Source organism: Bradyrhizobium sp. Tv2a-2, assembly GCF_000472425.1.
Taxonomy (GTDB): Bacteria; Pseudomonadota; Alphaproteobacteria; order Rhizobiales; family Xanthobacteraceae; genus Bradyrhizobium.
Map to the genome: position 1 here is coordinate 78,957 of NZ_AXAI01000018.1, position 19,411 is coordinate 98,367.

A 19,411-nucleotide genomic window follows, 5' to 3' on the forward strand; every position below is an offset into this window, starting at 1 on the left:
GTCGATCGTGGGCGCGTTGCGGACATCATTGGCGTCAACGGTCGCGGCTGCGTCTTTGTCTGATCGGTCCAGCGAGGAAGAATTTGCAATGATTCCATGGCGGCGCAGGTTGACCAGCAGCAGACTGTTCCGTTAGCATCGAAGCGTTATTGGTGCGCGGCATCGGGAAAAGCCGCGGAAATAGGTCGAGGCGTTTGCGGCGCTCGCGACTGAAAATAAAAGACACCGCGAACCTGCCCGACAAGACGCGTGATGACGGCACAGAGCCGTGCCGGAGGACTGCGATGCGGTTCCGAAGCAGCTTGTGCTCGGCAGTTGACCGCATCATTCGTTGGAGGATCGGTCATGGGTTCGTCGTCTTCGACGCTCAATGCCATGCTGATTACCGTTATCATCGTGGCTACCTTGTATCTGGCACGCGAAGTGCTGCTCCCGATTGGGCTCGCTTGCATCCTGGGATTTATGCTGGCGCCGCCGGTTCGGATGCTGCAGAACCGACGAGTCCCGCGCGGGCTCGCTGTCGCGGCCGTTGTGCTGCTGACTTTCTTCGCCATCTTCGCGCTCGGCAGCTTCATGGCGCGCGAGGTCAGCCGCCTTGCCAAGGATCTGCCACGCTATGAAGCAACGATCAGCGCAAAGATCGATCGCCTCCAAGGCGTCGGGACAGGCGGCACCCTGGAACGGGCGCAACAGGTTCTGGTAGATCTGAGCAAGCAGCTCGGAGGCGGCCCGCAAAAGCCTTCCGAGGAAGCCGCCGTTCAAGAGGAGCAGACGGCAGCTATTCCGGTCGAGGTGCGTGAGCCCAGGGGCGCTCCACTTCGCCTCCTGAGCAAGCTGATCGACCCGCTCCTTGGCCCGCTCGCCACGACCGCGATCATCATCGTGTTCGTGATCTTCATTCTCATGATGCGCGAGGACCTTCGCGATCGGCTGATCCGCCTTGCCGGCTCGACCGATATTCCGCACACCACCGCTGCCATCGACGACGCCGCGCGTCGGTTGAGCCGACTGTTCCTGGCGCAACTCGCGATCAACACGGGATTTGGCATCCTCGTAGGTCTTGGGTTGGCGGTCATTGGAATTCCAAGCCCGTTCGTCTGGGGAGTCCTTGCGGGAATTCTCCGCTTCATCCCCTTTATCGGACCCATCCTCGGCTTGATCTTTCCGGTGGCGCTGTCCGTGTCGGTCGACCCCGGCTGGTCGATGATGGTGTGGACGATTGCATTATTTCTGGGACTTGAGATCATCACCGGCCAAATCATCGAGCCGGTGATCCAGGGGCATTCGACCGGCCTGTCGCCCGTGGCCGTGGTGGTGGCGGCGACCTTCTGGGCCTGGCTCTGGGGGCCGGTCGGACTGGTGCTCGCAGTGCCCCTGACGGTCATCCTGGTCGTGCTTGGACGCCATGTCGATGCACTTAAATTCTTCGATGTCCTGCTCGGCGACAAGCCGGCGCTGTCCGAGGCAGAGGGGTTCTATCAGCGCATGCTGGCACGCGATCCGATCGAAGCCATCGAGCAAGCCAAGTCGTACATGACGACACATTCGCTGTCAGGCTATTGCGATGAAGTCGTGCGCCCCGCCCTGATGCTGGCGCAAAAGGACGCCGAGCGCGGCGTTCTGGAGGATGATAAGAAAATCCACATGCGCGAGACTGTCGAGGCTCTTTCGGCCGACATTGCTCATGAACATTGGCTTGCCTGCAAGGAAGCCGATATGTCGACAACGACATCGGCCGCCAAGCTGCCGGTGCTCGACGCGGGCCAGCTGGCTCGGAGCTGGCAATCCCCGAAGCCGCTGTTGGTGATCGGAGCTCGCACTGAACTCGATCAGGCGGCCGCGGCCATGTTTTCGACGCTGGTCGAGATGCACGGCATACCGGCGCGCGTCGAGCGCGCAGAGATGCTGACGGCTTGCAACATCGGCAACCTCGACCTTTCAGGCGTCGCCTTGATGTGCGTGTCCAGTGTCGACATGAGAACGCCGGCCCACATCCACTTCGCGGCGCGCCGGCTGAAGAGCCGGGCGCCGCGCGCCAAGCTCCTGCTCGGGCTTTGGTCGGCCAAGGACGACGAAGCGGGCGCCGAACTCAAGAATGCGGTCGGTGCCGATGACTTTGCCCGCAGCTTTCATCAGGCTGCAGCCATTATTCTGCAGGAGGCGACCACGGCGGATCAGGAGCCTCGAACCAAGGCGCCCGCAAGAGCTTCTGCGGCTCATACATAGACACGCAACGAGGCCGCGAACTCCAGCCGAAGTCTGGGTGGGAGCGGCGGTTAGCGGGGGCGTCGCCTCACGACTGCGTTTGCGACTGCCACTGTCCCGGACGGCCGGCCTGTTCGACCTTGACCTCGACCGACAGCGTCTCGGCGCCACCGCCATAGCGGGTGCCGCGTATGGGTGCCGCGCCGAGATAGTCGAGGCCGATCGCGACACGGACATGGGCGTCCGTGGTGCAGATGCAATTGGCGGCGTCGAACCCGATCCAGCCCAAATCGGGCACGAACGCTTCCGCCCAGGCGTGGCCGGCCTCCTGGTTGACCATGCCGTCGGAGCGCAGGAAATGGCCGGAGACGAAGCGCGCCGGCACGCCGGCGCTGCGCGCGCAGGCAATGAAGATATGCGCATAGTCCTGGCAGACGCCGCGCTTGAGCGCAAAGGCCTCGACCGCCGAGGTCCCGCTATGGGTCGGATCCTCGTCGAAGGTCATGTGCTCGTTGACCTGGGTCATCAGCGAATGCAGGAACCCCAGCACGTCGTGCTCGGATTCGCTGCGCAGCTCGCGCGCAAACGCCGCCATTGCCGGGTTGACGGCGGTGAGCGGGGTCGTGCGCAGGAACAGATGCGGCGGAAAGCGCTCGTCGGTGCCGCGCAGGACGCCGCCATTGTCATGGGTCTCGACCAGCCCCTCGACCGTGATGGTGAGGTCGGCGAGCCCGCCATGGGTCATCACATGAGTGACGTTGCCGAAGGCGTCCTCGTGGACGTCGAGGCGGGAGTCCGTGGAGATGTCGATCTGCCATTCCGCGACATATTGGCCGTCATGGCTGCCCGGCGTCATGCGCAGGATTTGGATCACGCTGGAGGCCGGCGGGTCGTAGCGGTAGGTGGTGGAGTGGAAGATTTTCAGGCGCATGGCGGTCCAACGTATGGCTCGGCGGCAAGGTCTAGACCGCAGTCGTCATGCCCGGCGTTAGCGCGGACATTTGTGTGTCATACCGTCATTCCGGGGCGATGCGAAGCATCGAACCCGGAATCTCGAGATTCCGGGTCTGGTCCTTCGGACCATCCCGGAATGACGGTGGCGACGACGACGTCGGTCGTAGCCCTGCCGTACCCATCAAATCAGATACTGCTTAGTGACGATCTCGCCCAGTCGCGCGTTGTCGGCGATGAACTCCTGGATGAACTCGTGCACGCCGTGCTGGAACACATCGTCCATGTGGCTGTGCTCGAGCCGGTTGCGGACGCCGCGGGCGTGGCGCTGGGCCGGCCCCTGGCGGCCATAGGCGACGCCGATCTGGTCGAGATTGCGCACCAGATTGCCGTAGCAGCTCGCCAGCGAGCGCGGCAGCGAGTCGTTGAGGATGAGCAGGTCCGCGATCAGCCAGGGCTTCAGCGTCTCGCGATAGACCCAGTGATAGGCGGTAAGCGCCGAAACCGAGCGCAGGATCGAGGTCCATTGATAGAAGTCGAGCGGACCGCCGACATGCTCCTCTTCCGGCAACAGCACGTGATATTTGACGTCGAGGATGCGCGCGGTGTTGTCGGCGCGCTCCAGATGCACGCCCAGCCGCGAGAACCAGTAGGCGTCGTTGCGCAGCATGGTCCGGTACGCCGAGCCGTCGAAGCGGAGCGACGTCTCCTGGACAAAGCGCAGGAAGCGCGCAAGCTCCTCGCGGCTCGTGGTGCCTTTGCTCCAGACCTCCTGCAGCTCGATCCAGGCGCCGTTGATGGTGTCCCACATCTCGCTGGTCAGCGCGGTGCGTACCGAGCGTGAATTGAGCCGGGCAGCCTCGATGCAGTTCCTGATCGAGGACGGGTTTTCGGCATTGAATGACAGATATTCGATGACGTTGCGCTCGTTGGCCTCGCCATAGGCCTCGTAGAAGCTCTGGCTGACGCCGGCGGTGAGCAGCGCCGACTCCCATTCATTGGTCTTGCCGATGTAGGCGGCGGGCAGCGCCGTGACGCGCAACGTCGCGTCGATGGTGCGCGCGATATATTCGGCCCGTTCGACGTAGCGGGCGAGCCAGAACAGGTTTTCGGCCGTGCGTGACAGCATGAATTACTCGTCCAATATCCAGGTGTCCTTGGTGCCGCCGCCCTGGCTCGAATTCACCACGAGCGAGCCTTCCTTCAGCGCCACGCGGGTCAAGCCGCCCGGCACGATGGTGGTGCGGTCGCGCCCCGTCAGCACGAAGGGGCGGAGGTCGACATGGCGCGGCGCAAGACCGGACTCGACGCAGGTCGGGCAGGTCGACAGCGCCAGTGTCGGCTGGGCAATGAAACCTTCCGGCTCGCGCTTGAGCTTGTCGCGGAACGCCTCGATGGTCGCCTTCGTCGCGGCCGGGCCGATCAGCATGCCGTAGCCGCCGGAGCCGTGCACCTCCTTCACCACGAGATCTCCGAGATTGTCGAGCACGTAGGACAGGTCCTTCGGCTCGCGGCAGCGCCAGGTCGGCACGTTCTTCAGGATCGGTTCTTCGCCGAGATAAAACTTCACGACGTCAGGCATGTAGGAATAGATCGCCTTGTCGTCGGCAATCCCGGTGCCGACCGCGTTGGCCAGCGTGATGTTACCCGCGGCATACGCCGACATCAGCCCGGGCACGCCGAGCGCCGAATCCGGGCGGAAGGTGAGGGGATCGAGGAAATCATCGTCGACGCGGCGGTAGATGACGTCGACACGCTTCAGGCCCTCGGTGGTGCGCATGAACACCTCGTCGTTCTTGACGATGAGGTCGCGTCCCTCGACCAGCTCGATCCCGAGCTTGTCGGCCAGGAAGGAGTGCTCGTAATAGGCGGAGTTGTAGATGCCGGGCGTCATCAAGGCGACGGTGGGCTCGGCGGCCGCGCTCTTGGGTGCGACCGAGCGCAGGCAGGACAACAGCTCGTCCGGATAGCGCTCGACGGGCGCGACGCGATGGCGGGCGAACAGGTCCGGGAACAGCCGCATCATGATTTCGCGGTTTTCCAGCATGTACGATACACCCGAGGGCGTGCGCGCATTGTCCTCCAGCACGATGAAGTCGTTGTCGTCGACCCTGATGATGTCGATGCCGGCGATGTGGACATAGACGTCGTGCGGCACGTCCTGGCCGTTCATCTCCGGCCGGAACACCGGGTTCTGGAAGATCAGGTCGTCAGGGATGATGTTGGCGCGGAGAATGTCGCGGTTATGGTAGATGTCGCGCAGGAACAAGTTGAGCGCACGCACCCGCTGCTTCAGTCCCTTCTCCAGGACGGTCCATTCCTTTCCCGACAGGATGCGCGGGATCACGTCGAAGGGGATCAGCCGTTCCTGGGCGTCGGAGTCGCCGTAAACTGCGAAGGTGATGCCGATGCGGCGGAATAAGAGCTCCGCCTCCTGCCGTCGGTATTGAAGGGCGTCCGGCGGCGTCTCCTTCAGCCAGCGGGAGAGTTCCTGGTAGGCCGAGCGGACGTCACCGCCGGGACCGTTCATCTCGTCGAACGCAACTGCCATAGATCCTGACGACCCCCTCCTGCCGTGGCTAACAGTGCATGACCGAAAGGGATGGTAGCAAGGGCTGGGCCAGCGCGATATGCATTGGGCGGCGGCATTTGGTGTGGACGCTGAGGGACTTGCCTGAAAAAATGGCTTCCCTGTGCTTATTTCGGCGGCAAAACCCCGTGACTTCAAGGTGTTGGCCCGGCGACTGCGGGCCCCTAAAAGGGACGGGACAAAAAGTAAGGTTGGGGAGTAGTTCATGACCGATATCGTCACGGCCGCGATTCTGGTGATCGGCGACGAGATCCTGTCCGGACGGACCAAGGACAAGAACATTGGCTTTATCGCGGAGTACCTGACCAATATCGGGATCGACCTGAAGGAGGTCCGCATCGTCGCCGATGACGAGGCGGACATCGTCGCCGCGCTGAATGCGCTGCGGGAGCGTTACACCTATGTCTTCACCACCGGCGGCATCGGCCCGACCCATGACGACATCACCGCCGACAGCGTGGCGAGAGCGTTCGGCGTCGGCATCGACCATCACCCGGAGGTGGTGGCGCGCTTTCGCGAGCGCTGGAGCGAGCAGGAGCTCAACGAGGCGCGGCTGCGCATGGCGCGGATTCCCGACGGCGCCGAGCTGATCCAGAGCGCCACGATCCTGGCGCCTGGCTTCAAGCTCGGCAATGTCATCGTGATGGCCGGCGTGCCTTCGATCATGCAGGCGATGATGGACATCATCTCGCCCAAGCTGAAATCGGGCGTGAAGATGCTGTCAGATTCCGTGCGCGCCAATGCCAGGGAAGGCGACATCGGCGGGCCATTGCGGGCGATCGCGGCCGCTCATCCCGATACCATCATCGGTAGCTATCCATTCATGGACGATGAGAAGAAGCCGAACACCAATCTCGTGGTGCGCTCGCGCGATCCGGACAAGCTCGCCGCGGCGATGAACGAGGTGAAGGAAATGCTGGCGGGTTTGAACGTGAGCCGCTAGCAGGGAAGCGATTTTATACAGCGGCAGATCGCCGCCATTGGCAGGAGAGAACCGATGAACGGGGAAACGACGCTGAGCGCCCAGGAGCGGGCGGGCAAGGCGTTTCCGGTGTCGTGGGACCAGTTCCACCGGGATTGCCGGGCGCTGACCTGGCGGCTCAACGAGGTCGGGCCGTTCCATGCGGTGATCGCGATCACCCGCGGCGGGCTGGTGCCGGCGGCGATCGTCGCGCGCGAGCTCGGCGTGCGCGTCATCGATACCGTCTGCATCGCAAGCTATGACCACGACAAGCAGGGCGACCTGAAGGTGCTGAAGGGGATTTCGGAGGAATCCGCCAGACTCGGCGGCGGCACCGGCAAGGGGCTTCTGATCGTCGACGATCTCGTCGATACCGGCAAGACCGGACAGCTCGTGCGCCGCCTGCTGCCGGACGCACATTTTGCCACTGTCTACGCCAAACCGAAGGGACGGCCTTTGGTCGATACCTTCATCACCGAGGTGTCGCAGGACACCTGGATCTTCTTCCCCTGGGACACCGCGCTGTCGTTCCAGCCCCCGATCCGCGACGGCGCGGCGTGATGTTTGTCGTCGTTCCGGGGCGCCTCGAAGAGGCGAACCCGGAATCTCGAGATTCCGGGCTCGATGCTGCGCATTGCCCCGGAATGACGGCAGCGGAATAGCGGGGCGAACACATGCCCCTGCAAAACCGCGTCACCCCGACCGGTGAGATCATCGCCACACCCGAGCGGGGGCTGTTCACCGGCAATCGCGGCATCATCCACGATCCCGCAACCCAAACGCTCCTGACCAAGCGCTGGTCGTCGCCGGCATGGCTCACCTGTGTCATCGAATTCCGCGGCCGCCGGCGAAAGGTCATGACGCGCCGCAGCTGGACCGAGCTGTTCTTTCTCGATGAGGCCACCGCCTTCGCCGCCGGCCACCGGCCCTGCTTCTACTGCCGCCGCGACGATGCCAACCGGTTTCGCGCGGCGTGGGAGAAGGGCAACGGCCGGCGCGAACTGCTGGCGCCTGACATCGATGCGGTGCTGCATCGCGAGCGGCTCGATGGCCGCAGCAAGCGGTCGCATTCGCTGCCGATGCCGCTGGCCAAATTGCCTGACGGCGCGATGGTGCAGGCGGGCGGCGCTAGTTTTGTGATGTCGAAGGGCAGTCCGCTGCGCTGGTCGGCAGGAGGCTACAGCGAAGTCTCCGCTCCCCTGCAGGATCCGCTGCTGCTGACGCCGCCCTCGACCTTGCGCGCGTTCATGGCGGGTTACCGGCCCGTGCTGCATCCGAGCGCGAGACCATAGCTTCAGCGCAGCGGCCGGCCCTCCTCATCGACGCTCATGCGGGAGTCGCGTAGCGTCCACTCGCGGATGACCTGCCGGCAATGCTGGACCTCGGCGTTATCGGCGGCGGAGGCCTGCGCTACCAGCGCCCTGCAATGATTGAGCAAGGCGCGCTCGTCGGCCGCACGCGCGGTGCCTGCCGCCACAGCGAGCCCGACGAGCAAGACAAGGCGCCGCATCAGCCGAGCTTCTCGCGCGCGAGTTTTACGCCTGCGCCCAGTGCACCGAGCTTGGCTTCCGCGATCTCCCGCCGCATCGGCGCCATGCCGCAATTGGTGGTCGCGATCACGTTGCTTGCGGGCACGAATTTCAGCACGGCCTCAACCACCCTGACCACGTCTTCCGCGGTCTCGACCTCGTCGCTGGCGACATCTATCACACCGGCCTGCACCACCTTGTTCGGCAAGAGCTGCAACAATTCCATCGGCACATGCGAATTGCGGCACTCGATCGCGACCTGCTGGATGCTGCTCTTGTCGATCGCCGGGAAAATCTCCTCATATTGCCGCCACTGGCTGCCAAGCGTCTGCTTCCAGTCGGTGTTGGCCTTGATGCCGTAGCCGTAGCAGATATGCACGGCGGTCGCGCAGGTCAGGCCCTCGGCGGCGCGCTCCAGCGCCTTGATGCCCCATTCATTGACCTCGGACATGTAGACGTTGAACGCGGGCTCGTCGAACTGGATCAGGTCGACCCCATCGGCTTGCAGCGCCTTTGCCTCCTCGTTCAACAGCTCGGCAAAGGCAAAGGCCATCTTGACGCGGTCGCCATAGTGGCGGTCGGCGATGGTGTCGATGATGGTCATCGGGCCAGGCAAAGTGAATTTCAGCTTGCGCGATGTATGCGTGCGGGCGACGAGGGCCTCGTCGGCATGCACGCGACCCCTCAGCTTCAAGGGCGCGACCACCTGCGGCACCATCGCCTTGTAGCGGTCCTTGCGGATTCCCATCTCGACCTTATGGGCGAAATCGATGCCCTCGATCTTTTCGAGAAACCCATGCACGAAGTGCTGGCGCGACTGCTCGCCCTCGGTGACGATGTCGATGCCGCAGTCCTCCTGCAGCTTGAGCCAGAGCAGCGTCGCGTCGCGTTTGGCGCGGGCGAGCGCCTCGCCTTGGGCCTTCCAGGGCGCCCAGAGGATGTTGGGCTCGGCAAGCCATTCCGGCTTCGGCAAGGAGCCTGCGATGGTGGTTGGAAACAGCATGGAGCCCTCCCGGTTTTGGCTGATTGAGCCCCTCTGTGCCATGTCTTATGCTCGAGGTACAGAACGACCAAGGTCGGCCCACAGGGACGGCCATACCAGGGCAAGCCATGATCGACCTGCACTACGCGCCGACGCCGAACGGCTGGAAAATCTCGATCATGCTGGAGGAGCTCGGGCTTCCCTATACGGTCATTCCGGTCAATATCCGCGCCGGCGAGCAGTTCCGGCCCGAATTCCTGGCGATCAGCCCGAACAACCGGATTCCCGCCATCGTCGACCATGAGCCGGCCGACGGCGGCGAGCCGTTCTCGGTGTTCGAGACGGGGGCGATCCTGATCTACCTCGCCGAGAAGACCGGCCGCTTCCTGCCGAAGGACCTGCGTGGCCGCTCCAAGGTCGTCCAATGGGTGATGTGGCAGATGTCAGGCCTGGGGCCGATGCTCGGCCAGCACGGCCATTTCGCGCTCTATGCTGCCGAGAAGATCCCTTACGCCATCGAGCGCTACCGCGACGAGGCGGCGCGGCTCTATCACGTGCTCGACGTCCAGCTCGGCAAGACCGGCGCCTATGTCGCGGGCGTGGACTATTCCATCGCCGACATCGCCTGCTTTCCCTGGACTATGACCCACAAGGCACAGGGTTTTACGCTCGATGATTACCCCAACGTCAAGCGCTGGTACGCCGCGGTGCGGGCGCGGCCGCAGGTGCAGGCGGGGCTTGCGATCGGTAAGTTCGTCAAGGAGCCGTTCGACGAGGAGGCGAGGCGCAACATGTTCGGCCAGCGCGCGAAGGAAGTGGCGGAGAGGAAGTGACGTTCCGCCGTCATTGCGAGGCGCGAAGCGACGAAGCAATCCAGAATGCTCGCGCGGAGACAGTCTGGATTGCTTCGCTTCGCTCGCAATGACGATTTGAGAAAAAGCGAATCAAAACGAGGAAAACGCCCATGATCGAGTTCTTCTTCGACTGCTCCAGTCCCTGGACCTATCTCGCCTTCCACAACATCCAGCCGCTGGCGAAAGAGTTCGGCGCGGAGATTTCGTGGCGGCCGATCCTGGTCGGCGGCATCTTCAACACCATCAATCCCAGCGTCTACGCCACGCGGGAAAATCCGGTGCCGGCCAAGCTCGCCTACCAGAAAAAGGACATGGCGGACTGGGCGCGCTCGGCGGGCCTCGCCATCAAGATGCGGCCGACGGTATTTCCGGTGAACAGCGTGAAGGCGATGCGCGGCTGCATCTTTCTCGGCAAGCACGTGGTGCCGTTCGCGCGCGCGGTGTTCGAGATCTATTGGGGCGAGGACCAGGACATCTCGAAGGACGCGGTGCTGGCCGAGGTCTGCAGGCGCGTCGGTGTCGACGCTGAGAAATTCTTTGCCGGGATCGGTCAGCAGGCGATCAAGGACCAGCTCAAGGCCAATACGGACGAGGTGATGGCGCGCGGCGGCTTCGGCTCGCCGACCATTTTCCTCGACAAGACCGACATGTATTTCGGCAACGACCGCCTGCCGCTGGTCCGCGAGGCGCTCGCGCGCCGCAAGGAGCGCGCCGCCTGATGCCGAGAGCTGTCGTCTGTCGCGAGCTGGGCCCGCCGGAGCGGCTGCGGCTGGAAGAGTTCGCCTCGCGTCCTCCGCGCGAAGGCGAGGTGCGCGTCGCGGTTCGTGCGGCCGGCATCAATTTCCCTGATATCCTGATGGCGGCGGGCGAATATCAGCTCAAGCCGGAGCTGCCGTTCACGCCGGGAGTAGAGGCCGCGGGCGACGTGATCGAGGTTGGCGCGGCCGTGCAAGGCGTGGCCGTCGGCGACAGGGTGATCGTCAAGATGCGGCACGGCGCCTATACCGACGAGGCGGTGGTTTCGCCCGCGCAGCTCACGCGGCTTCCGAACAATTTCGACTATGCGGAAGGCGCGACCTTTCTCGCCGCCCATGGCACGGCTCATCACGCGCTGGTCGATCGCGGACAGCTTCTGGCCGGCGAGTTACTGCTGGTGCATGGCGCGGGTGGCGGCGTGGGATTGGCCGCGGTCGAGATGGGAAAGCTGCTCGGTGCGACCGTGATCGCGGCGGCGTCGTCGGAAGAGAAGCTCGCGGTCGCGCAGGCGCGCGGCGCCGATCATCTCGTGCTCTATGCCCGCGAAGCGTTTCGCGACGCGGTGAAGCGCATCACCGGCGGGCGTGGCGTCGATGTCGTGTTCGATCCCGTCGGCGGCGAGATCTTCGAGAACAGCCTGCGCTGCATCGCCTGGGGCGCGCGGCTGCTCGTGATCGGCTTCACCGGCGGCATCGGGCTCGCCCGCACCAACCTGGTGCTGATCAAAGGCGCGAGTGTGCTTGGCGTTCGCGCAGGCGAGGCCGCGCGAAAAAATCCGGCGCTGGGCGAGGCGCGGCTGGCTGCGCTCTTGCGATGGGCGGAAGAGGGCCGCATCCGCCCCAACGTCTCGCATCGCCTGCCGCTGGAAGATGCTGCGAAAGCGATGCGGCTATTGACCGAGCGCAAGGCAATCGGGCGGGTGGCGCTGGTGATGTAGTGTTTGTCCCGGGTATGCGACCCGGGACCCATAACCGCAAGGGCGCAGTTGGAGCGCGAACTCTCTCCTCCGTCATGCGCGGGCTTGTCCCGGGCATCCACGTCTTTGAACTTGTTCGCGGCACGACGTGGATGGCCGGGACAAGCCCGGCCATGACGAGAGCAAACAGCCTTCACAAAACTGAGTCCTGTGGTTATGGGTCCCCGGCTTTCGCCGGGGCGACGAAAGCCTACTTATACTCTCGCTCGTCCCACCACGGAAAATAGTCGGGCATGTCGGCGGAGACTTTGTTCTTGAAGACCGCCGGGCGCTTCTCCAGGAACGCCGTCACGCCTTCCTTGACGTCCTCGGAGCGGCCGCGGGTGTAGATGCCGCGGCTGTCGACTTTGTGCGCTTCCATCGGATCGTCCGCACCGAGCATCCGCCACATCATCTGGCGGATCAGGGCGACCGAGACCGGCGCGGTCTTGGCCGCGATCTCGCGTGCCAGCGCGCGCGCCGTCGTCAACAGCTCTTCGGGCGGCACCACCTTGCTGACGAGGCGGCCGGCGAGTGCCTCCTGCGCCGGGAAGACGCGGCCGGTGTAGCACCACTCCAGCGCCTGCGAGATGCCGACGATGCGCGGCAGGAACCAGCTCGACGCCGCCTCCGGCACGATGCCGCGCTGGGAGAACACGAAGCCGAACCGCGCCTCCGTCGATGCGATGCGGATATCCATCGCAAGCTGCATGGTGACGCCGATGCCGACGGCCGCGCCGTTGACCGCGGCGATCACGGGCTTGAGGCTCTTGAAGATCCGCAGCGTGACCTGGCCGCCGCCATCGCGCACATTTGCGTCGCTGTAATCGACCTTGCCGTCAGCCAGCCGCTTCACCGGCCCGCGCCGCGCGTCGCGGTCGAAGGTGTTGGCGCCGGACGACAGATCGGCGCCGGCGCAGAAGGCGCGGCCCGCGCCGGTGACGATGATCGCGCGGACTTCGTCATCCTTGTCCGCCTGGTCGAAGGCGTCGATCAATTCCTGCTGCATGGTCGCGTTGAAGGCGTTGAGCTTGTCGGGCCGGTTCAACGTGATGGTGAGGATGTTTTCGGCGACCTCGTATGTGATGGTCTCGTAGGCCATGGGTGTTTCCTTCGTTTGATTCTTGTTTTTGCGCCGTCATTCCGGGGCGGTGCGTCAGCACCGAACTATGGTGCGCAATTGCGCACCTGAGAATCTCGAGGTTTCCCAATGCGCAATTGCGCACCTGAGGTTCCCGCTTCGCGTGCCCCGGAACGACGGAGCGTGTAGTTACCTCTTCGGCGGGCTTGGCCACGGCCGCTGCGGGCCGCGCAGGACTTCGAACGTCTTGGCCATCGCCAGCACGCCGTGATCGTCGAAGCGGCGGCCGATGATCTGCACGCCGATCGGGAAACCATCGGCATCATAGCCGCCATTGATGGAGACGGCGGGATTCTCCGCCATGTTCCACGGCACGGTGAAGCAGATGTGCTCGAACGGCTTGTCCGGATCGTTGAGGGGAGAGGCGAACTCCGCCGGAAACTTCACAACCGGCGACACCGGCGAGATCACGTAGTCGAGGTCGAAGAACAGCTTTGCGGCCGCCGCACGGATCGCCATGGTGGCGTTGAAGCCGCGGACCACGTCGACGCCCGTCAGTTTTGCGCCCCGCTCGCCCCATTTGAGGATGTAGGGCAGCGTCCTGGCGCGTTCGGCCGGTTCGAGCTTGCTCAGATCGTCCCACATCCGCGCGCGCCAGAAATTGTCGAGGCCTTCCAGCATCTCGCGGTTGACGATGCCGTCGACCTCGGTGACGACGGCGCCCGCGGATTCGAAGGCTTTCGCGGCCTTCACCACCACCTCGCGCACTGGCTTCTCCAGCGGCTGTCCGGCGCCGGCATCGAGCATCAGCCCGAGCCTGAGCTTGCGCGGCGACTTTTCCAGGGCCTTCCAGTTGATGTCGTTGGGTGGCAGGCTCATGCCATCGCGGCGATCGGGCTTGGACAGCACGGTCATCATCAGCGCGGCATCGTCGACGATCCGCGTCATGGGACCTGCGACGCGGCCGACATAGGGCGGATCGATCGGGATACGCCCGAGGCTCGGCTTCAATGCCACAAGCCCGCACCAGCAGGCCGGCAGCCGCACCGAGCCGCCGATATCGGTGCCGAGATGCAGCGGGCCATAGCCTGCTGCGGCGGCGGCACCGGCCCCCGAACTCGATCCGCCGGGATTTTTGGAGAGATCCCAGGGGTTGCGCGTGAGTGGATGGAAGCTTGAGAGCCCCGACGACAGCATGCCGTAATCCGGCATGGTGGTCTTGGAGAAGATGATCGCGCCGGCCTCGCGCAGGCGCGCCGCGGGCGGCGCGTCCACCGCCGCGGGGACAAGTTTGATGCTCGCCGCGCCCAGCGGAATCGGTTGGCCTTTCGTGGCGACATTGTCCTTGATGGTGACCGGCACGCCATCGAGGGAGCCGGTCTTCTCATCTTTCTGCCAGCGGTCCGTCGAGGCCTTCGCGGCGGCGCGCGCGCCGTCGGGATCGAACGCGTAGAGCGCCTTCAGATGCGGCTCCCAGGTTTCGATATGCGCCAGCACCTCCTCCATCACCTCGGAGGGCGAGAACTGCTTGGCACGATAGCCGGCCATCAGATCGACGGCGGACAGGTCGTGCAGCGAGGTGACAGTCTCGTCGTTTCCCTCGCTATGCATGGGAACCTGCCGGAAGCCGGGTTTCGATGATGCGGGCGAACATGCTGGCGCCGATCGGCAGAATCTTGTCGTCGAGCACATAGCCGGGATTGTGCACCGGCACCGATCCGTCGTGGCCGATCCAGAAATAGGCGCCGGGGACCGTCTGCATCATGTCGGCGAAATCCTCGCTGCCCATCTTGGGTTTGGAGCGGGTGAACACCTTGGCGGGATCGACGACGGTGCGCGCAACCTCCTCGACCACGCGTGACTGCTCCTCCTGATTGACGAGAACACTGAAAGTGTCACGAATATCGGCCGTGATCTCGCAACTGAAGGCGGTCGCCATGCCGGTGCAGATCGCGCGCATGCGCTCGCGGATCAAGGCGCGTGCTTCGTCCGAAAAGGCACGCACGGTGCCGCAGAGCCTGGCTTCGCCGGGGATCACGTTGTAGGCGGAGCCGGCGTGGATCTGGGTGATCGACAGCACCGCCGGATGCATCGGATCGACGTTGCGGCTGACAATGCTCTGCAGCGCCTGGGCCACCGTCATCGCGATGATCACCGCGTCCTTGGACCGCTCGGGCATCGCGCCATGCGCGCCATAGCCCTGGATGATGATGTCGAAGAAATCGGCGCCGGCCATCGCCGGCCCCGGCAGGATCGCGATCTCGCCGTGATTGAGGTCGGGCGCGTTGTGCAGGCCGTAAACCTCGTCACAGGGGAATTTCGCAAACAGCCCGTCCTTGATCATGGCGCGGGCGCCGCCAAGGCCTTCTTCCGCCGGCTGGAAGATGAAGTGCACGGTGCCGTCGAAATTCCTGGTCTCGGCGAGGTAGCGCGCGGTGCCGAGCAGAATGGTGGTGTGGCCATCATGGCCGCAGCCGTGGAAGCGGCCTGGAATGGTGGAGCGCCATTTCAGGTTGGTGTTTTCCTCCATCGGCAGCGCGTCCATGTCGGCGCGCAGGCCGATGCGCTTGGCCCCATTGCCCTTGCCCTTGAGCACGCCGATGACGCCGGTGCCGCCGAGACCGCGATGCACCTCGATGCCCCATTGCGCGAGCTTCTCCGCGACGATGCCTGAGGTGCGCACCTCCTCGAAGCCGATCTCGGGATGGGCGTGGAGGTCGCGCCGGATGGCGGTCAGTTCGTCGGCATAGCCTTGGATGCGGTCGATGGTCGGCATGTCTCTCTTATCCGGTTGAACGAGATGTAGCTTGAGGTTTGAAAGTCGGGCCGGAACGCGACGTTAGACCTGTCATTGCAACAAGCGCAAGGCGCGGAGCAATTCCACTTTTGCATGACGTATGAGCGGGAAGAATTTGACTCCGTCCGGGGCGGTGCGCAGCGCCGAACCCGGAATGACCGTGCGAATGGCTTACGCCACGGCCGCTTCGTCCACGGGACGGAAATTCGCAAAATCCCAGCCGCGGCCGGGGGCGGCCTCCAGCAGGGAGCGGGTGTAGGGTTGTTGCGGGTTGGTCAGGACTTCGGCCGCCGCGCCCTGTTCGACCACGCGGCCGTTCTGCATCACCACGACGTCGTCGCAGATTTGGGCTGCGACCCGCAGGTCATGGGTGATGAAGAGGAGCGCAATGCCGAGCCGCTTTTGGATCTCGTCGAGCAGTTCCAGCACCTGCGCCTGCACCGAGACGTCGAGCGCGGAGACCGCTTCGTCCGCCACCAGCACCGCGGGGTCGAGGGCGAGCGCGCGCGCAATGGCGATACGCTGGCGCTGGCCGCCGGAGAACTGGTGCGGATAGCGTGAGACCGCATCGCCCGGCAGCCCGACGAGCTCGAGCAGCTCGCGGGCGCGGGCGAGCGCCTTCTCCCGCTGCACGCCGTAATTGATCGGGCCTTCCGCGATGCTTTCGCCGGTCGTGATGCGCGGATTGAGGGAGCGATAGGGATCCTGGAAGATCATCTGGATGCGCTGGCGGTGCGGCCGCAGCAGCCGTCGCGACAGCTCGGAGATCTCGCGGCCAACGAGCCGGATGCCGCCGGAGGTCGGATCGATCAGGCGAACGATGCAGCGCGCCACGGTCGACTTGCCCGAGCCGCTTTCGCCGACGATGCCGAGGGTGCGGCCCTTGCGCAGTGTCAGCGTGACGTCGTCGGCGGCCTTCACCTCGCGGGCTTTTCCAAGGAACGAGCGCTCGCGATAGACCTTGCCGAGCTCGTTGGCCTCCAGCACCACGGGCTCTTCCGTCTCAGGGCGGGGGCTGCGGGGCACGAGGCTCGGCACCGCCGAGAGCAGGTTGCGGGTATAGTCCATCGCGGGCTTGCGCAGGATGGTGTCGAGCGGGCCGGTCTCGACCAGGCGACCCTGGCGCATCACCGCGACGCGGTCGGCGATCTCGGCGACCACGCCCATGTCGTGGGTGATGAACAGCACGGCAGTGCCGTGATCGCGCTGCAGGTCGCGGATCAGGGTCAGGATCTGCTTTTGCGTGGTGACGTCGAGCGCGGTGGTCGGCTCGTCCGCGATCAGGAGCTTCGGCTCGAGCACGAGGGCCATCGCGATCATGATGCGCTGGCGCTGGCCGCCGGACAGCCTGTGCGGATAGGAAGCGAAGATGCGCTCGACCTCGGGCAAGCGGACCTGCTCCATCATGTCGAGGATGCGCTTGCGCCGTGCGCGCGCATCGAGCCCGGTGTGAGCGCGGAGCACCTCGTCGATCTGCCGGCCGACCGGCACGACCGGGTTGAGCGCCGTCATCGGTTCCTGGAAGATCATCGCCATGGTGGTGGCGCGCAGCTGCCGCAGCCGGCTTTCGCTGGCGGTCAGCAGCTCCTCGCCGACCAGCTTGACGCTGCCCGCGGTCGGCACCAGCACGCCCTTCTGCAACAGGCCCATCACGGTGAGCGAGGTGACCGATTTGCCCGAGCCGCTCTCGCCGACGACGCAGAGTGTCTCGCGGCCTGCGACCTGAAGCGAGATGCGGTCGATGATGCGGGAGCCGTCGGGCTTCTTGCCGAGGCTGACGACGAGGTCGCGGATGTCGAGGATGGTATCGGTCATAATTACTTGCCGCCTTCGCGCTGCTTCATGCGGGGATCGAGCGCATCGCGCGCGGCGTCGCCGACCAGGTTGATGCTGAGGATCGCGATCGACAACAGAAGGCCTGGCCAGAAGATCAGCGACGGCTTGATCTGGAAGTAGGCGCGGCCCTCGGCCATGATGTTGCCCCAGGTCGGTGTCTCCGGGCTGATGCCGGCGCCGAGGAACGACAGGATCGCCTCGGTGAGAATGGCGGAGGCGCAGACGTAAGTGCCTTGCACGATCAAAGGCGCAACCGTGTTGGGCATCAAATGCCGCCACATGATCTTGGGCAGGCTCGAGCCGAGCGAGATGGCAGCTTCGACATAGGGCTCCTCGCGCGCGGCGAGCACGACCGAGCGCACCAGCCGTGCCACGCGCGGCACTTCCGGAATGGTGATCGCGATCAGCACGGTCATGACACTCGCGCCCGACAGCGAGACCACGGCGATCGCAAGCAGGATGCTCGGGATCGCCATCAAGCCGTCCATGACGCGCATCATCACGGCGTCGACCCATTTGAAGAAGCCGGAGACGAGGCCGATCGCGAGCCCGACCGCGACGGAGAAGACCGCGGAGCCGATGCCGATCAGAAGCGAGATGCGGCCGCCATAGATGACGCGCGAGAGCAGGTCGCGGCCATAGCCGTCGGTGCCGAGCAGGAATTGGGCGCTGGACGGCTTCAGCCGCAGCGCGGGCGCAAGCTGCAGCGGATCGTGCGGGGCGAGCCAGGGCGCCAGCACCGATATCGCGACGATGAGGACGAGCAGGATGGTCGCGGCCGCGATGATGGGAGTCGCTGTGAGGAAACCGAGCTTCGGCCGCAGCGGCGTCGTGATCGGAAGCGACGGTTCGGGGAGGGTGTCGATCGCCATTTCTGATCCTTTAGCGCCTGATGCTCAGTATCGGATTCTTGGATCGAGCAACGTGTAGGCGACGTCGATCAAGAGGTTGACCGTGACATAGATCAGCGACGTCAGAAGGATCATCGCCTGGATGACCGGATAGTCGCGCGCCAGCACCGCATCGACGGTGAGGCGGCCGATGCCGGGCAGGTTGAAGACGCTCTCGGTGACGACCACGCCCGATATCAGGAGCGCAAAGCCGGTGCCGATCACCGTGATCACGGGTACCGCAGCGTTGCGCAGACCGTGGCGCAAGAGAACCGCTGCCTCGCCGATCCCCTTGGCGCGCGCGGTGCGGATGAAATCCTCGCCCATCACGTCCAGCATCGCCGCGCGCGTCATGCGCGCGATCAGCGCGATGTAGATGAAGGACAGCGTCAGCGTCGGCAGGATGATGCGCTCGAGGAACGGGCCGAAGCCGGCGGTGATGCTCTTGAAGCCCTGCACCGGCAGCCAGCGCAGGTCGATCGCAAAGATCTGGATCAGCACATAGCCGATGACGAAGACCGGCACGGAGAAGCCGAGCACCGACAGCCCCATCACGAAGCGGTCGATCCAGGTGCCGTGCTTCCAGGCCGCGATGACGCCGAGCGGGACGGCGATCAGCACCGCCAGAATGATGGTTGCGAGCGCGATCGAGATCGAGGGCTCGACGCGCTGGCCGATCATCTTGAGCACCGGCACGTTGGAGATCAGCGACACGCCGAGATCGCCGTGCAGGAGCTTGTTGACCCAGGTGAAGAACTGCACGTAGAGCGGCTCGTTGAGACCGAGCGAGGCGCGGATGCGCTCGAGTTGTTGCGGCGTTGCATTGTCGCCGGCGAGGATCGCGGCAGGGTCGCCCGGTGTGATCCGCAACAAGAGGAACACGAACAGCGCCACGACGCCCATGACGGGAACGGCAGCGAGCACGCGGCGAACGAGATATCCGAGCATGATGAGGTCTCAGGTCTTAAGCCAATGCTAGATTTCGACGATCGACGACGCTGTCAACACGCGACTGTGAATGCAT

General features: G+C 64.6%; 18 protein-coding genes. 7 read left to right on the plus strand and 11 right to left on the minus strand.

What is annotated here, in order from left to right; translation table 11 throughout:
• Positions 1 to 345: 345 nt before the first annotated feature.
• Entirely contained in the window at positions 346 to 2,226 is a 1,881-nt protein-coding gene (locus A3AI_RS0130935) for an AI-2E family transporter (RefSeq protein WP_024519298.1), read from the plus strand.
• Between the two features lie 67 nt (positions 2,227 to 2,293).
• Here the strand turns inward: A3AI_RS0130935 and A3AI_RS0130940 are convergent, their stop codons facing one another.
• From A3AI_RS0130940 to A3AI_RS0130950, 3 genes are all read right to left on the minus strand, one after another.
• Complete coding sequence (locus tag A3AI_RS0130940) at positions 2,294 to 3,136, minus strand: transglutaminase family protein (protein ID WP_024519299.1); 843 nt, start codon at positions 3,134 to 3,136, stop codon at positions 2,294 to 2,296.
• Positions 3,137 to 3,340: 204 nt separating this feature from the next.
• Positions 3,341 to 4,285: an alpha-E domain-containing protein gene (locus A3AI_RS0130945; RefSeq protein ID WP_024519300.1), complete on the minus strand. Its 945-nt coding sequence runs from the start codon at positions 4,283 to 4,285 to the stop codon at positions 3,341 to 3,343.
• Between the two features lie 3 nt (positions 4,286 to 4,288).
• Entirely contained in the window at positions 4,289 to 5,707 is a 1,419-nt protein-coding gene (locus A3AI_RS0130950) for a circularly permuted type 2 ATP-grasp protein (protein ID WP_024519301.1), read from the minus strand.
• 244 nt (positions 5,708 to 5,951) lie between these two features.
• Between A3AI_RS0130950 and A3AI_RS0130955 the strand changes: the two genes are divergently transcribed.
• The 3 genes from A3AI_RS0130955 to A3AI_RS0130965 all read left to right on the plus strand — a co-directional run bounded on the left by A3AI_RS0130955 (position 5,952) and on the right by A3AI_RS0130965 (position 7,999).
• On the plus strand, positions 5,952 to 6,689 hold the full coding sequence (locus tag A3AI_RS0130955) for a competence/damage-inducible protein A (protein ID WP_024519302.1): 738 nt from the start codon (positions 5,952 to 5,954) through the stop codon (positions 6,687 to 6,689).
• 54 nt (positions 6,690 to 6,743) lie between these two features.
• Positions 6,744 to 7,268, plus strand: a complete 525-nt coding sequence (gene gpt / locus A3AI_RS0130960; protein ID WP_024519303.1) for a xanthine phosphoribosyltransferase — start codon at positions 6,744 to 6,746, stop codon at positions 7,266 to 7,268.
• A 113-nt stretch (positions 7,269 to 7,381) separates the two neighbouring features.
• Complete coding sequence (locus A3AI_RS0130965) at positions 7,382 to 7,999, plus strand: hypothetical protein (protein ID WP_024519304.1); 618 nt, start codon at positions 7,382 to 7,384, stop codon at positions 7,997 to 7,999.
• 2 nt (positions 8,000 to 8,001) lie between these two features.
• Here the strand turns inward: A3AI_RS0130965 and A3AI_RS0130970 are convergent, their stop codons facing one another.
• Both A3AI_RS0130970 and A3AI_RS0130975 read right to left on the minus strand, forming a co-directional pair.
• Positions 8,002 to 8,217, minus strand: a complete 216-nt coding sequence (locus A3AI_RS0130970) for a hypothetical protein (protein ID WP_036050124.1) — start codon at positions 8,215 to 8,217, stop codon at positions 8,002 to 8,004.
• Positions 8,217 to 9,239 (minus strand): methionine synthase, encoded by a 1,023-nt coding sequence (locus A3AI_RS0130975; RefSeq protein WP_024519306.1) that lies wholly within the window; start codon positions 9,237 to 9,239, stop codon positions 8,217 to 8,219. The genes A3AI_RS0130970 and A3AI_RS0130975 overlap by 1 nt, the downstream gene beginning before the upstream one ends.
• Before the next feature lie 107 nt (positions 9,240 to 9,346).
• Between A3AI_RS0130975 and A3AI_RS0130980 the strand changes: the two genes are divergently transcribed.
• From A3AI_RS0130980 to A3AI_RS0130990, 3 genes are all read left to right on the plus strand, one after another.
• On the plus strand, positions 9,347 to 10,051 hold the full coding sequence (locus tag A3AI_RS0130980; protein WP_024519307.1) for a glutathione S-transferase N-terminal domain-containing protein: 705 nt from the start codon (positions 9,347 to 9,349) through the stop codon (positions 10,049 to 10,051).
• Between the two features lie 131 nt (positions 10,052 to 10,182).
• Complete coding sequence (locus A3AI_RS0130985; RefSeq protein ID WP_024519308.1) at positions 10,183 to 10,791, plus strand: 2-hydroxychromene-2-carboxylate isomerase; 609 nt, start codon at positions 10,183 to 10,185, stop codon at positions 10,789 to 10,791.
• Positions 10,791 to 11,765 carry an NADPH:quinone oxidoreductase family protein gene (locus A3AI_RS0130990; protein ID WP_024519309.1) on the plus strand — a complete coding sequence of 325 codons (975 nt, stop codon included), beginning with the start codon at positions 10,791 to 10,793 and terminating at the stop codon, positions 11,763 to 11,765. Before A3AI_RS0130985 ends, A3AI_RS0130990 begins: the two co-directional genes overlap by 1 nt.
• Positions 11,766 to 11,994: 229 nt before the next feature.
• Here the strand turns inward: A3AI_RS0130990 and A3AI_RS0130995 are convergent, their stop codons facing one another.
• The 6 genes from A3AI_RS0130995 to A3AI_RS0131020 form a co-directional block, all read right to left on the minus strand.
• On the minus strand, positions 11,995 to 12,885 hold the full coding sequence (locus A3AI_RS0130995; RefSeq protein ID WP_024519310.1) for a crotonase/enoyl-CoA hydratase family protein: 891 nt from the start codon (positions 12,883 to 12,885) through the stop codon (positions 11,995 to 11,997).
• 168 nt (positions 12,886 to 13,053) lie between these two features.
• Positions 13,054 to 14,475 carry an amidase gene (locus tag A3AI_RS0131000; RefSeq protein WP_024519311.1) on the minus strand — a complete coding sequence of 474 codons (1,422 nt, stop codon included), beginning with the start codon at positions 14,473 to 14,475 and terminating at the stop codon, positions 13,054 to 13,056.
• The gene (locus tag A3AI_RS0131005; protein WP_024519312.1) at positions 14,468 to 15,640 is read right to left on the minus strand and encodes a M20 aminoacylase family protein; all 1,173 of its coding nucleotides are present in this window, start codon (positions 15,638 to 15,640) and stop codon (positions 14,468 to 14,470) included. Before A3AI_RS0131005 ends, A3AI_RS0131000 begins: the two co-directional genes overlap by 8 nt.
• 192 nt (positions 15,641 to 15,832) lie before the next feature.
• Positions 15,833 to 17,476, minus strand: a complete 1,644-nt coding sequence (locus A3AI_RS0131010) for an ABC transporter ATP-binding protein (RefSeq protein ID WP_024519313.1) — start codon at positions 17,474 to 17,476, stop codon at positions 15,833 to 15,835.
• Positions 17,477 to 17,478: 2 nt separating this feature from the next.
• Positions 17,479 to 18,369 carry an ABC transporter permease gene (locus A3AI_RS0131015; protein ID WP_024519314.1) on the minus strand — a complete coding sequence of 297 codons (891 nt, stop codon included), beginning with the start codon at positions 18,367 to 18,369 and terminating at the stop codon, positions 17,479 to 17,481.
• Between the two features lie 24 nt (positions 18,370 to 18,393).
• On the minus strand, positions 18,394 to 19,335 hold the full coding sequence (locus A3AI_RS0131020) for an ABC transporter permease (protein ID WP_024519315.1): 942 nt from the start codon (positions 19,333 to 19,335) through the stop codon (positions 18,394 to 18,396).
• Positions 19,336 to 19,411 lie beyond the last annotated feature (76 nt).

Bases quoted from the DNA above. Each gene is read 5' to 3' on its own strand.
- A3AI_RS0130990 (WP_024519309.1), top strand. From the start codon at position 10,791: ATGCCGAGAGCTGTCGTCTGTCGCGAGCTGGGCCCGCCGGAGCGGCTG.
- A3AI_RS0131005 (WP_024519312.1), bottom strand. From the start codon at position 15,640: ATGCCGACCATCGACCGCATCCAAGGCTATGCCGACGAACTGACCGCC.
- A3AI_RS0130995 (WP_024519310.1), bottom strand. From the start codon at position 12,885: ATGGCCTACGAGACCATCACATACGAGGTCGCCGAAAACATCCTCACC.
- A3AI_RS0130985 (WP_024519308.1), top strand. From the start codon at position 10,183: ATGATCGAGTTCTTCTTCGACTGCTCCAGTCCCTGGACCTATCTCGCC.
- A3AI_RS0130950 (WP_024519301.1), bottom strand. From the start codon at position 5,707: ATGGCAGTTGCGTTCGACGAGATGAACGGTCCCGGCGGTGACGTCCGC.
- A3AI_RS0130970 (WP_036050124.1), bottom strand. From the start codon at position 8,217: ATGCGGCGCCTTGTCTTGCTCGTCGGGCTCGCTGTGGCGGCAGGCACC.
- A3AI_RS0130965 (WP_024519304.1), top strand. From the start codon at position 7,382: ATGCCCCTGCAAAACCGCGTCACCCCGACCGGTGAGATCATCGCCACA.
- A3AI_RS0130945 (WP_024519300.1), bottom strand. From the start codon at position 4,285: ATGCTGTCACGCACGGCCGAAAACCTGTTCTGGCTCGCCCGCTACGTC.
- A3AI_RS0130980 (WP_024519307.1), top strand. From the start codon at position 9,347: ATGATCGACCTGCACTACGCGCCGACGCCGAACGGCTGGAAAATCTCG.
- A3AI_RS0131010 (WP_024519313.1), bottom strand. From the start codon at position 17,476: ATGACCGATACCATCCTCGACATCCGCGACCTCGTCGTCAGCCTCGGC.
- A3AI_RS0131000 (WP_024519311.1), bottom strand. From the start codon at position 14,475: ATGCATAGCGAGGGAAACGACGAGACTGTCACCTCGCTGCACGACCTG.
- A3AI_RS0130935 (WP_024519298.1), top strand. From the start codon at position 346: ATGGGTTCGTCGTCTTCGACGCTCAATGCCATGCTGATTACCGTTATC.
- A3AI_RS0130940 (WP_024519299.1), bottom strand. From the start codon at position 3,136: ATGCGCCTGAAAATCTTCCACTCCACCACCTACCGCTACGACCCGCCG.
- A3AI_RS0130955 (WP_024519302.1), top strand. From the start codon at position 5,952: ATGACCGATATCGTCACGGCCGCGATTCTGGTGATCGGCGACGAGATC.
- A3AI_RS0131015 (WP_024519314.1), bottom strand. From the start codon at position 18,369: ATGGCGATCGACACCCTCCCCGAACCGTCGCTTCCGATCACGACGCCG.
- gpt (WP_024519303.1), top strand. From the start codon at position 6,744: ATGAACGGGGAAACGACGCTGAGCGCCCAGGAGCGGGCGGGCAAGGCG.
- A3AI_RS0130975 (WP_024519306.1), bottom strand. From the start codon at position 9,239: ATGCTGTTTCCAACCACCATCGCAGGCTCCTTGCCGAAGCCGGAATGG.
- A3AI_RS0131020 (WP_024519315.1), bottom strand. From the start codon at position 19,335: ATGCTCGGATATCTCGTTCGCCGCGTGCTCGCTGCCGTTCCCGTCATG.